Origin of the sequence: Mycobacterium sp. (genome assembly GCF_025933915.1) — a bacterium.
Classification (GTDB): Bacteria; Actinomycetota; Actinomycetes; order Mycobacteriales; family Mycobacteriaceae; genus Mycobacterium.
The window spans coordinates 1-10,974 of record NZ_JAICZA010000155.1 but is presented as its reverse complement, the minus strand read 5'-3'; the positions used below and the strand labels follow the sequence as shown (position 1 = coordinate 10,974).

The window sequence follows — 10,974 nt, the reverse complement described above, 5'->3', positions numbered from 1 at the left end:
TGGGGTGGCCGCCACCACCTCTTTCAGCCAGGAATTCAGCGGGCCGGTGGCGATCCTCGCGTCCCACGACGCCAGCGAGGCCTCCATCGCGGGCACCAGCTTTTGCACCGCGCGGCCGGTCTTGGCGGAGATGTTGACGCGCGGCGCCCACCGCAACTGCACCAGTTCGCGGTCGATCTCGCGCTCCAGCAGCTCGCGCCGGTCTTCGTCGACCAGATCCCACTTATTGAAGGCCAGCACCAGCGCCCGGCCGGCTTCGATGACCATCGACAACACCCGCTGATCCTGTTCGGTCAGCGGATCCGACGCATCGATCAGCACGACCACCACCTCGGCCGCGTCGATCGCCGAGTGGGTGCGCACCGAGGCGTAGAACTCATGGCCGCTGGCCTGACCGACCTTGCGCCGCAAACCCGCGGTGTCGACGAACCGCCATACCCTGTCGCCCAGCTCGATGAGGGAGTCCACCGGGTCCACCGTCGTCCCCGCGACATCGTGCACCACCGAACGCTGATCACCGGCCAGCTTGTTCAGCAGCGAGCTCTTGCCCACGTTGGGTTTGCCGACAAGCGCCACGCGCCGAGGGCCACCGGGTTTGGCGGCCACCTCGGACACCGCGGGCAGCGCGGCCAGCACCTCGTCGAGCAGATCGGCGACCCCGCGGCCGTGGATCGCGCTGATCGCGTGCGGCTGCCCGAGCCCCAGCGACCACAGCATCGCCGCGTCGGCTTCGGCCTTGTCGCTGTCAACCTTGTTGGCGGCCAAGAACACCGGCTTTCCCGACCGCAGCAGAATCCGGGCCGCGGCTTCATCGGCAGTAGTGGCGCCGACGACGGCATCCACCACCAGGATCACCGCATCGGCGGTGCGCATGGCCACCGAGGCCTGCTCCGCCACCAGCTGCTGCAGCCCCTTGGCGTCGGGCTCCCATCCCCCGGTGTCCTGCACGACGAACCGGCGGCCGGTCCACAGCGCGTCGTAGGACACCCGGTCTCGGGTGACGCCCGGGACGTCCTGCACCACCGCTTCCCGCCGGCCGAGAATCCGGTTGACCAGCGTCGACTTGCCGACGTTGGGCCGGCCGACCACCGCCACCACGGGCGCCGGACCGGCCTCCTCCTGTTCGTCCAGGCCGAATTCGACGGACTCCCAGTCGCTTTCGTCACTCCACGTGCCGTCTTGAGTCATCGCATCGCCCCGCTTCGCTGCTTGACCAGGTCCCGCAGGCGGGAAATCACCTGCACCTCGGTCATCTCGCTGGTGTCGACGACAACCGCGTCAGGCGCCGCCCGCAGCGGCGACACCGCGCGGGTGGAATCCAGATGGTCGCGGCGGCGGACGTCGGCGAGCACGGCGTCGTAATCGTCGGGCAGCCCGGCCGCCACGTTCTGTTCGTTGCGCCGGCGTGCCCGGGTTTCGGCCGACGCCGTCAGGAAGATCTTCACCGGCGCGTCGGGCAGGACGACGGTGCCGATGTCTCGGCCCTCGACGACGACACTGCCCATGCCGTCGGCCATTTCGCGTTGCAAGCCGACGAGCCGGGTGCGCACCGCGGGAACCGACGACACCGCCGACACGGCGGCGGTGACCTGGTCGCCGCGGATCTCCGCTGAGACATCCTCTCCGCCAAGGAAATAGCGGTCCCCATCGGGATGGTAGTCGACCGACATCTGCACGGCTTCCGCCGTGCGGGCGACGGCCTGCGCGTCATCGGGGTCGATATCGGCGCGCAAGACCGCCAACGTCACCATCCGATACATTCCTCCGGTGTCCAGATAGCGCGCCCCCAGAGCCTTCGCCAACCCCTTTGACACCGAGGACTTTCCGGTCCCCGCCGGGCCGTCGATGGCCACCACGATTCTCGTTTCGCTCACAAGCCCACCGCTTTGTACAGCTGCCCCACCTCGTCGCGGCCCAGCGCGCGGATGCTGCCCGGCCGCTGCTTGCCGAGCGAAACCGGCCCAACATCGGTGCGCACCAACGATTCCACCGGGAATCCCGCCGCCGCCAGCAGCCGGCGCACGATGCGATTACGCCCTTCGTGCAACGTCACCCGCACGAGCGTCTTACCCGGGATGGCATCCACCACCGCGAACTCGTCGACCCGCGCCACCCCGTCGTCCAACTCGATCCCCGCGCGCAGCGTCTTCCCGACGCCACGCGGCACCGAGCCGGTCACCGTGGCCAGATACGTCTTGGGCACCTCGTGGGAGGGATGCATGAGCCGGTGGGCGAGTTCGCCGTCGTTGGTCAGCAGGATCAGCCCTTCGGTGTCGGCGTCCAACCGCCCGACGTGAAACAGGTTCTTGGTGCCGCGAACTCGTCGTTCGATCAAATCACCGATACACGGCCGGCCGCGGTCGTCCGACATCGTCGAGTGCACCCCTCGCGGCTTGTTCAGCGCCAGATACACCTGGGAATCGTCGAGGACTATCCGGGCCCCGTCGACGTGGATCACCGACGTGTCCGGGTCGACGCGGGTGCCCAGTTCGGTCACCACCCGCCCGTCGACCTCGACACGGCCTTCGATGATCAACTTCTCGGCGGCCCGCCGCGACGCTATTCCGGCTTGGGACAACACTTTTTGCAGCCGGATCCCCTCAGGTTCGACCATCAATCCTGGTCCACGTCGAACGTCAGCGCCGGGTCGGACGCCTGGCCACCGGAAAGTTTGATGAAACGTGGCTCGCTGTCCAAGGATTCGCTGAGGTCCTCGATCGTGTCGACGTCGGGGAGCAGCGGCGCGATGTCCGGGAGGTCGGCCAGCGACGTCAACCCCAGGCGCTCCAAGAACAGCTCGGTGGTGGCGAACATCACGGCGCCGGTGTCGTCGTCGGCTCCGGCCTCGGTGATCAGGCCGCGCGCCAGCAGGGTGCGCATGACGGCGTCCACATTGACGCCGCGGACCGCGCTCACCCGCGCGCGCGTCACGGGCTGGCGGTAGGCGACGACGGCCAGCGTCTCCAGCGCGGCCCGGGTGAGCTTGGACCGCGCGCCGTCCAGCAGCAGCTTCTCGACATAGGGCGCGAACCGGGAGCGGGTGTACATCCGCCAGCCCTCACTGTTTTTTCGCAGGTCGATACCGCTGTCGCGTGCGGTCAGTTCCTCGGCCATCTCCTGCAGCTTGGTGGCGATCCGATACACCGGTTGCTGGGTGGCGGACGCCAGCGCCTCCGCGGTGACCGGGGTGTCCACCACCAGCAGCAGCGCCTCCAGTGCGGAGCCGAGTTCCTCCGATTCCATCGGTGTTGCCTCGGCGATGTCCGGGATGCCTTCGATCTCGGAGTCGAGGTCGACCCCGAGATCGACTCCGGGCATCTCTTCACTCATGATTCGTCCCGCACTTCTACCAAGGCTTCACTGACCGGACGTTCGCCGGTCCACGAAATTTGGAGCACGCCAAGCGGCTCTGACTGGTCGAATGCTACCGCCCGGGACCGATACAGTTCGAGCAGCGCCAGGAAGCGCCCAACCACCTCCATCGACGCCTCACAATCGGCGACCAGCTCGGAGAACGTGGCCCACGCGCCGCTACCCCGAGCCTCGAGGATGGCCAGCAATTTCTTGGCCTGCTCGGGAACCGAGACCTGAACTTCGTGCAGGTGCCCGACGGACACCGTCGGGACGGGCCGCGGGCTGAACGCGATCGCCGCGATCTGGGCGAAGCGGTCGGCGTCGACGCCGATCATCACCTCGGGCAGCAGCTCGGTGAACCGGTCCTCCAGCGACACGGCGCGCGGATAGCTGCGCAGCGCGGTGGCTTCCAGCTCGGCGAACATCTCGGCGACATGCTTGAACGCGCGGTACTGCAGCAGCCGGGCGAACAGCAGGTCGCGCACCTCCAGCAACGCCAGGTCTTCGTCGTCGTCAACCCGTCCGGCCGGCAGCAGCCGGGCGGCCTTCAAGTCGAGCAGTGTCGCGGCCACCACCAGGAACGCGGTGGTCTCCTCCAGCTCCAGCTGGGGACCGATTTCGCGGGTGTAGGCGATGAAGTCGTCGGTGACCTGGTGCAGCGCCACCTCGGTCACGTCGAGGCGATGGGCGAAGATCAGCTGCAGCAGCAGATCGAACGGGCCCTCGAAATTGGTCAGGCGGACCTGAAAGCCGTTCTGTTGGGGCGCCTCACCGTTTGCAGTCGCGTTCACGCGCCGAATCGGTCGATGAACTCGCGGGCCAGCGCGCGATAGGCGATGGCCCCGGTGGATCGCGGGGCCCACGTGGTGATGGGTTCGCCCGCCACGCTGGTCTCCGGGAAGCGGACGGTGCGAGTGATGACGGTGTCGAACACCAGGTCGCCGAACCGCTCCACCACCCGGGCCATCACCTCGCGCGCGTTGACCGTGCGGGGGTCGTACCGGGTCAGCAGGATCCCGCTGATTTCGAGCTTCGGGTTGAGCCGGTCGCGCACCTTGTCGACGGTGTCGGTGAGCAGCGCTAGGCCGCGCAGCGAGAAGTATTCGCACTCGGTGGGAATCACCACCCCGTCCGCACAGGCCAGGCCGTTGACGGTCAGCAGTCCCAGCGACGGTTGGCAGTCGACCAGCACGTAGTCGTAGCGATCCAGCACCGGGTGCAGCGCCCGGCCCAGCGTCTGCTCGCGCCCCACCTCGTTGACCAATTGGATCTCGGCCGCCGACAGGTCGATGTTGCTGGGCACCAGATCCATGTACTTGACCCGGGTTTGCAGCAGCACGTCGTCGACCGACACCCGCGGCTCCACCAGCACGTTGTGGATGGTCTTGTCCAGCTCGTAGTGCGGGACGCCCAGGCCCGCGGACAGTGCGCCCTGCGGATCCATGTCCACCAGCAGCACCCGGCGGCCGTACTCGGCGAGCGCGGCACCCAGGTTGATGGTGGACGTGGTTTTCCCGACGCCGCCCTTCTGGTTGCACATGGCGACAACTTTGGCCGGGCCGTGCGAGGTGCGCGGCTGCGGCTCCGGGATCGCCCGCGGCGGCCGCCCGGTCAGGCCGAGCTCGACGGCGCTGTCCGGCTGCTCGGTCATGGCGGGGGTGTTCGGGAGATGAACATCGACCGAAAGTCTAACGGGTCCGCGCGCCGAAACCCGGCGACCCGCAGGCAATTAACCAGCCAATATGACCGAATATCGGTGGTGAAACGCACATCCCGACAGCCTATTCACTTCCGTCACAGCGGCACCAGTTTTGCGGGTGGATGTGCCTGCCGAAAAATGCTGTCGCCGGTGATAGCGCCGGCGCGGATCGGCCTATCGTGGCCCCTATGGATCTCAAGCGACGGATACCCCTGCTGCGCTGGTCGGTCTGGCGGATGGCCGCCGGGGTCAACAACATCAACACCACTGGCCAAATCGGTGACGGGCGCGAAGCGGCCGCCGTCGAGTACGTACTGCAGAACGCCCGGGCCGGCGACATCGATGACGTGCTGGCCACCATCGACAAATTCGCCTACCAGAAGTCCATGTTGATCAACGTCGGCGACGAGAAGGGGCTGCTGCTCGACGCCGCGGTGCGGCGTGCCGATCCGGCGCTCGCGCTCGAATTGGGCACCTACTGCGGCTACGGCGCGTTGCGCATCGCCCGGGCCGCGCCCGGCGCGAAGGTGTTCTCGGTCGAACTCGCCGAGGCCAACGCGGCCAACGCCCGCCAGATCTGGGCGCATGCCGGCGTGGCCGACCGCGTGACGTGTGTGGTCGGCACCATCGGCGACGGTGGCCGCACCCTGGATGCGCTGGCCCAGCAGCACGGGTTTGCCGCCGGCACACTCGATTTCGTGTTCCTCGATCACGACAAGGACGCCTACCTGGACGACCTGAAGAGCATCCTGGATCGGGGCTGGCTACATCCGGGCTCGATCGTGGTCGCCGACAACGTGCGGGTGCCGGGCGCGCCGAAGTATCGCGAGTACATGCACCGGCAGCAGGGCACGGTGTGGAACACGATCGAGCACAAGACCCACCTCGAGTACCAGTCGCTGATGTCCGACCTGGTGCTGGAGTCCGAGTACCTGGGCTGAGCGTCGACTTGTTGTCGACGATTTCGCCATTTTCGCGCAACAACTCGACGTTCGGCGGGAGGGCGCGTCAGCGAGCTCGCGGATGGGCTTCGGCCCACACTTCGCGCAGCGCGTGCACGGTGACCATGGTGTAGATCTGCGTCGTCGTCACCGAGGCGTGCCCGAGCAACTCCTGCACCACGCGCACGTCGGCACCGCCCTCGAGCAGGTGGGTGGCAAACGAATGCCGCAGCATGTGCGGCGACACACCCGAGGTGATCCCGGCCCGCTCGGCCGCGTCCTGCAGGACCTGCCACGCGCTTTGCCGCGACAACCGCCCGCCGCGCACATTGAGGAAGATGCCCGGCGTCCCGCGCCCGCGGCGCGCCAGGTCCGAACGCCCGCGCACCAGATAGGCGTCCAACGCGGCCACGGCGGGACGCCCGATCGGCACCAACCGCTGCTTACCGCCCTTGCCGCGCAACAACACCGACCTGGCCTGCGTGTCGATGTCGTCGACGTCGAGGCCGACGGCTTCGGAGATCCGCGCGCCGGTGGAGTACAGGAGTTCCAGCAGCGCCCGGTTCCGCAGGGTCAGTGGACCGTCGGCCGGGCTCTCGCCCCCCGCGCCCTCCAGCAGCGCCAAGACCTGGTCGATGGTCAGGCTCTTGGGCAGGCGACGGCCCGGGGTCGGCGGGCGGACGGCGCGCGCCACGTCGAGTTCGGCCAGCCCTTCGGCGGCGGCGAACCGGTGCAGGCCGCGTACCGCGATCAGGGCCCGCGCCGCCGACACCGCCGACAGCGCCGCCGCGCCGGTATCGGGGTCGCCGCGGCGCAGCGCGACCAGGAATTCGCTGACGTCGTTCTCGCCCACCTCGGCCAGAGCGTGAATTCCGCGGTCCGACAGGTGTTTTGTGTAGCGGCGCAGGTCGCGGCGGTACGAGCTCAGGGTGTTCGCCGCGACGCCGCGCTCGATCGTGAGGTGGTCGAGGTAGCCCTGGAGTTGCGTGTCCAGCGTCAGTGCCGTTGTCATGGCCCGGCCTTGCGCGCCGCGAATGCCGTCGGCCTGTCGATCCACGGACTGTCCACCGGCCGGGGCTGCGCGAACCCCTCGGTAACGGCGTGAGCCGCCAGAATCCCGGCGATGGCAATGGAATTCACGACCTCGCCGCGAAACACCCGACGGGCGGCCTCCGCGATGGGAAACCAGCTCATCGTCATGTCGGCTTCCTCGTGATGCGCCTCCGGCCTGCCCACCTCACTGAGCCCGGTGGCCAGATAAATTCGCACCGATTCGTCGCTGAAGCCCGGCGCGGAGTCGAGGTCGACCAGCACCCGCCAGGTGCCCGCCCGCAGCCCGACCTCTTCCTGGAGTTCGCGGGCGGCCGTCCGCTGCGGCGGCTCCCCCGCGACGTCGAGCAGCCCGGCCGGCAGCTCCCACAGCCGCCGGCCGAACGCGTGCCGGTATTGGTAGACCATCGCGATGTTGTTGTCGTCGTCCAGCGCCGCGATGGCGACCGCCCCGTAGTGTTCGACAACCTCGCGCACGGCGGTGGTGTCGCCCGGCATCCGCACCCGGTCGCTGCGCAGCGCGAAAATCTTTCCGGTGTACAGCGTTTCGGAGGACGTCGTGGAGAAGACGTGTTCAGCCACGGGACGCGGGCTCAGGTATGGGCCGCGCGGCGCTGTCCCGATGCTGGATGCCGTTGGACGACTGCTCGGGGATTTCGACCGGCAACCGTTCGCCCGCTTTGTACTCGATGGCCGCCCCGACGAACGCGACGAACAGCGGGTGCGGCCGGGTGGGCCGGCTCTTCAGCTCCGGATGAGCCTGGGTGCCGACGAGGAATGGGTGCACGTCCGGCGGGTACTCGACGAACTCGACCAGGTGGCCGTCGGGAGAGGTGCCGGAAAACCTGAGGCCACTTTCCGCGATCTTGTCGCGGTATGCGTTGTTGACCTCGTAGCGGTGCCGGTGCCGTTCGGACACCTCCGTGCTGCCATACGCCTGGGCCACAATCGAATCCGATTCCAGCACCGCGGGGTAGGCGCCCAGCCGCATGGTGCCGCCGAGGTCGGCCTCGCCGGCGACGATGTCAACCTGATCGGCCATCGTGGAGATGACGGGATCCGGTGTGTCCGGGTCGAATTCGGCCGAATTGGCCTCGGTCAACCCGGCCGAGCGGGCGGCCTCGATCACGATGCATTGCAGGCCGAGGCACAGGCCCAGCACCGGCACCCCCCGCGTGCGGGCGTAGTGGATGGCGCCGAGCTTGCCCTCGATGCCACGGATCCCGAACCCGCCGGGGATCAGCACGCCGTGCACGTCGCCCAGCGCCGCCGAGGCGCCGGCCGCGCTCTCGCAGTCATCGGACGCCACCCAGACCAGCTCAACCTTGGCGTGGTGCTTGAACCCGCCGGCGCGCAGCGCCTCGGTGACCGAAAGATAAGCGTCGGAGAGCTCAACGTACTTGCCCACCAAGGCTATTCGCACCGCTTCGTGGGGCTCGTGCACCCGGCGCAGCAGGTCGTCCCATTCCGTCCAGTCGACGTCACGGAACGGCAGGTTGAGACGGCGCACCACATACGCGTCGAGCTCTTCGCGGTGCAGCACCTTCGGGATGTCATAGATCGACGGGGCGTCCGGGGTGGAGATGACGCCATCGATGTCGACGTCGCACATCAGCGCGATCTTGTTCTTCAGCGCCTCGGGGACGATGCGATCGCAGCGCAGGATCAGCGCGTCCGGGGTGATACCGATGCTGCGCAGCGCGGCCACCGAATGCTGGGTGGGTTTGGTCTTGAGTTCGCCCGACGGCGCCAAGTAGGGCACCAGCGAGACGTGCAGGAAGAAGACGTTCTCGCGGCCCAGGTCGTGACGCACCTGGCGGGCCGCCTCCAGGAAGGGCTGCGACTCGATGTCGCCGACGGTGCCGCCGATTTCGGTGATCACGACGTCGGGCCGATTGCCCTGGGCGTCGGGCTGGGCCATCGCCATGATGCGCCCTTTGATCTCGTCGGTGATGTGCGGGATCACCTGGACGGTGTCGCCGAGGTATTCGCCGCGGCGTTCCTTGGCGATGACGGTCGAATACACCTGCCCCGTAGTGACATTCGCCGAGCCGGACAGATCGCGATCCAGGAACCGCTCGTAGTGGCCGACGTCGAGGTCGGTCTCGGCGCCGTCCTCGGTGACGAAGACCTCGCCGTGCTGGAACGGGTTCATCGTGCCCGGGTCGACGTTGAGGTACGGATCGAGTTTCTGCATCGTCACGTACAACCCGCGGGCCGTCAGGAGCTGGCCGAGGCTGCTGGCGGTCAAGCCCTTGCCCAACGAGGAAGCGACTCCCCCGCTGACGAAGAGGTGCTTGGTGGCGGTTTGCGGGTGCTTTCGCAACAGGCGACCTCCGTGAAGACGGGCAGGGCTTGAAAATTGTTCTAGCGAAATAACTAGATGGGCCTGCCGACCCACGGAAATCCACCCTAACATCAGCCGCGCTGTGTCGCGGCTAACACGCCCGCTACTGGGGGACCGTGATCGATGTCGCCCCGTGACCGGTGCCGTACTGGCCCGCGTGACCACCGTTCATCAGGTCGTGCAGACCCAGGACCGCGGTGATGCGTCCCGGCGCGGCGTCCACGTCGTCGACGGTGCTGATCGCGGCGTTCAAACCGGCGTCGGCGCGGGTCACGGCGACGGCGGCGCCGCCGGGCGCCGACCCGTCACGCCCGGCGAGCAGCGTGCCCGAGCCGTGCGGTGCCAGCGCGGCCGCGAACCGGGCGACGCTGGACCCCTGGTTCCCAGCGTCTGGGGGCAGCGCGCCGCCGGTGACGACCAGCGCGGCGTTCGCCGCGCCCATGTGATCGGTCGCCGGATAGGTGATGAAGCCCGTGTCGCGCAGCGCGGCCAGCACGGTGTTGCGCGCAGTCTCATCGACCTGCGGGACGCCGGGGTTCGGGTTGGCCAGCAGCGCGATGCCCATCAGGTCACCCGCCTGCGAACCCTGGTCGACGAGCTTGGTGCTCAGCTGCTGGCCGGCGGGCAGCACCGACGAGTTCACCACCGTCTGCAGCTTCTCCGCCGAGTTGGCCTCGACGAACTCCTGCGTCAGCGACACCGTCCCGGTCACCGCCCCGCCGGCCTGACCGATGAACTTCGACACCGCGGCCACGTCGTCGTCTTTGGCATCCGGGGTGCGGAACACCACCACCGACTTGCCGGCCAGCGCGTCGTGCACTATCCGGCCGACCAGTTGGGTATCGAAATTGTTTGCCGCGCTAAGCTTTTCGTTCAGCACATTCTTCTGGTCGTTGAGCCCGCTGATCTGTGTGTTCAGGTCCTTCTTCTCGTCACGCAAGCTGGACAACAAGGTGTCCGACAAGAAGCCGGAGCCCAGCACGACGCCCACGGCCAGCGCGAGGAACACCGCGGCCAGCGACAAGGCATGTTGGCGTAGCGAGATCATCTAGCTGATCCACTTCTGCACCATCACGCAGAAGTGGTTCCAGTAGTCGGTGACCCAATGCAGCACCACACCGTCGGTGCGCGACACCCACAGGGCGACGATCACCGCGATCAGCATCGTCAGCGCCAGCAGCGCGATGGCACCCGCGGAGATGTGGTTGCGGTACAGGGTGGCCACGGCCTTGGCGTCCACCACCTTTTCCCCGACCCGCAGCCGGGTCAGGAAGGTGGACGGGTTGCTGTGGGCGCGGGTGCGGTCGAAGAAGGTCTCGATGTTGGCGGTGTGGCCGGCCGTCACCAGCAGCGCGGCACCATGGTGATCGGCCAGCAGCAGGGCCAGGTCGATCGCCGAACCCGCGGCGGGGAACGTCATCGCCCCGACACCGAGATCCTGAATGCGCTCCAGCCCGGGCGCGTGGCCGTCGGCGTCGGCGGGCAACACGACCTGGGCGCCGCACTTGAGCGCGTCGGTGCTGATGTGGTCGGGGTCGCCGACGATCACCTGCGGGCGATAGCCCGCCTTGCGCAACACGTCC

The 10,974-nt window shown here is 68.0% G+C and carries 12 protein-coding genes; 1 reads left to right on the top strand and 11 read right to left on the bottom strand.

Translation table 11 applies throughout. The features are described from left to right. The 6 genes from der to Q0W90_RS19900 all read right to left on the bottom strand — a co-directional run. Positions 1-1,188 (bottom strand): ribosome biogenesis GTPase Der (gene der / locus Q0W90_RS19925; protein WP_297776124.1); only part of this gene is annotated, 1,188 nt, incomplete at its 3' end. Next, positions 1,185-1,874 carry a (d)CMP kinase gene (gene cmk, locus Q0W90_RS19920; RefSeq protein ID WP_297700943.1) on the bottom strand — a complete coding sequence of 230 codons (690 nt, stop codon included), beginning with the start codon at positions 1,872-1,874 and terminating at the stop codon, positions 1,185-1,187. The genes cmk and der, both read right to left, overlap by 4 nt. After that, a complete protein-coding gene (locus Q0W90_RS19915; protein ID WP_297600771.1) occupies positions 1,871-2,614 on the bottom strand; it encodes a pseudouridine synthase in 744 nt (247 codons plus the stop codon). The genes cmk and Q0W90_RS19915 overlap by 4 nt, the downstream gene beginning before the upstream one ends. Further along, positions 2,614-3,330 carry an SMC-Scp complex subunit ScpB gene (gene scpB, locus Q0W90_RS19910; RefSeq protein ID WP_297600774.1) on the bottom strand — a complete coding sequence of 239 codons (717 nt, stop codon included), beginning with the start codon at positions 3,328-3,330 and terminating at the stop codon, positions 2,614-2,616. Before scpB ends, Q0W90_RS19915 begins: the two co-directional genes overlap by 1 nt. Beyond that, a complete protein-coding gene (locus Q0W90_RS19905; RefSeq protein ID WP_297700947.1) occupies positions 3,327-4,145 on the bottom strand; it encodes a segregation/condensation protein A in 819 nt (272 codons plus the stop codon). Before Q0W90_RS19905 ends, scpB begins: the two co-directional genes overlap by 4 nt. Beyond that, positions 4,142-5,005: a ParA family protein gene (locus Q0W90_RS19900; protein ID WP_297776118.1), complete on the bottom strand. Its 864-nt coding sequence runs from the start codon at positions 5,003-5,005 to the stop codon at positions 4,142-4,144. The genes Q0W90_RS19905 and Q0W90_RS19900 overlap by 4 nt, the downstream gene beginning before the upstream one ends. A 236-nt stretch (positions 5,006-5,241) precedes the next feature. Between Q0W90_RS19900 and Q0W90_RS19895 the strand changes: the two genes are divergently transcribed. Then, a complete protein-coding gene (locus Q0W90_RS19895; protein WP_297776115.1) occupies positions 5,242-5,994 on the top strand; it encodes an O-methyltransferase in 753 nt (250 codons plus the stop codon). Positions 5,995-6,061: 67 nt separating this feature from the next. Here Q0W90_RS19895 and xerD read toward each other — a convergent pair whose 3' ends face one another. From xerD to steA, 5 genes are all read right to left on the bottom strand, one after another. Further along, the gene (xerD, locus tag Q0W90_RS19890) at positions 6,062-7,006 is read right to left on the bottom strand and encodes a site-specific tyrosine recombinase XerD (RefSeq protein ID WP_297701224.1); all 945 of its coding nucleotides are present in this window, start codon (positions 7,004-7,006) and stop codon (positions 6,062-6,064) included. Then, on the bottom strand, positions 7,003-7,626 hold the full coding sequence (locus Q0W90_RS19885) for an NUDIX hydrolase (RefSeq protein WP_297776112.1): 624 nt from the start codon (positions 7,624-7,626) through the stop codon (positions 7,003-7,005). Before Q0W90_RS19885 ends, xerD begins: the two co-directional genes overlap by 4 nt. Then, a complete protein-coding gene (locus Q0W90_RS19880; protein ID WP_297701228.1) occupies positions 7,619-9,370 on the bottom strand; it encodes a CTP synthase in 1,752 nt (583 codons plus the stop codon). Before Q0W90_RS19880 ends, Q0W90_RS19885 begins: the two co-directional genes overlap by 8 nt. A 124-nt stretch (positions 9,371-9,494) precedes the next feature. Further along, entirely contained in the window at positions 9,495-10,439 is a 945-nt protein-coding gene (locus Q0W90_RS19875; protein ID WP_297776109.1) for a copper transporter, read from the bottom strand. Further along, positions 10,440-10,974, bottom strand: a 535-nt coding sequence (gene steA / locus Q0W90_RS19870; protein ID WP_297776106.1) for a putative cytokinetic ring protein SteA, incomplete at its 5' end; no start/stop codon positions are given.

Excerpts from the sequence above, each read along its gene's own strand:
- scpB (WP_297600774.1), bottom strand. The coding sequence starts at position 3,330 with ATGAGTGAAGAGATGCCCGGAGTCGATCTCGGGGTCGACCTCGACTCC.
- Q0W90_RS19900 (WP_297776118.1), bottom strand. The coding sequence starts at position 5,005 with ATGACCGAGCAGCCGGACAGCGCCGTCGAGCTCGGCCTGACCGGGCGG.
- xerD (WP_297701224.1), bottom strand. The coding sequence starts at position 7,006 with ATGACAACGGCACTGACGCTGGACACGCAACTCCAGGGCTACCTCGAC.
- Q0W90_RS19895 (WP_297776115.1), top strand. The coding sequence starts at position 5,242 with ATGGATCTCAAGCGACGGATACCCCTGCTGCGCTGGTCGGTCTGGCGG.
- Q0W90_RS19875 (WP_297776109.1), bottom strand. The coding sequence starts at position 10,439 with ATGATCTCGCTACGCCAACATGCCTTGTCGCTGGCCGCGGTGTTCCTC.
- Q0W90_RS19915 (WP_297600771.1), bottom strand. The coding sequence starts at position 2,614 with ATGGTCGAACCTGAGGGGATCCGGCTGCAAAAAGTGTTGTCCCAAGCC.